The 456-nt window shown below is 63.8% G+C and carries 1 protein-coding gene; it reads left to right on the top strand.

Going from position 1 to position 456, the window contains the following annotated elements; all coding sequences use genetic code 11:
- Positions 1-264 precede the first annotated feature (264 nt).
- Complete coding sequence (locus HUX53_RS40515; RefSeq protein WP_255204773.1) at positions 265-405, top strand: hypothetical protein; 141 nt, start codon at positions 265-267, stop codon at positions 403-405.
- Positions 406-456: the final 51 nt, after the last annotated feature.

Consider the following 456-nt stretch of genomic DNA (forward strand, 5'->3'; position numbering starts at 1 on the left):
GAGGATCCCCCAGTGATTTAGTCTGAGCTCTACTCCCCCCCGGGCCTGACGGAGACGTAGAACGTCCCCATGGCGGAGGGCAACCGCTGCATCTTGGAGGACGTCGACGGGCGCTACCGGCATATGAAAGTGGAACAGAAGGGCAAGGACAAGCAGTGGGACGCGGAGTAGAGCATCGACGGAGACCTTGAGGTCGACCCGAGCAACGTCGCCGGGCTGCCGGAGAACTTCAACCGGCTGGGCGGGTCCGACATCTGGGAGAAGATGTCGCAGAAGGAGCGGTACGAGTTCGGGCGGCACCAGGGCTCGTGGTTGTTCGGCCAGTTCCTGCACGGTGAGCAGGGGGCGATGAACGTGTCGGCGCGGATCGTGAAGTCCGTCGCCGACCTGGACTCGAAGTTCTAGGCCGCGACCCAGAACATGGACGGGGCGCGGCACGTCGAGCTGTACACGAAG

It is taken from the genome of Actinomadura sp. BRA 177 (genome assembly GCF_013372625.1).
In the GTDB taxonomy this organism is placed as follows: Bacteria; Actinomycetota; Actinomycetes; order Streptosporangiales; family Streptosporangiaceae; genus Spirillospora.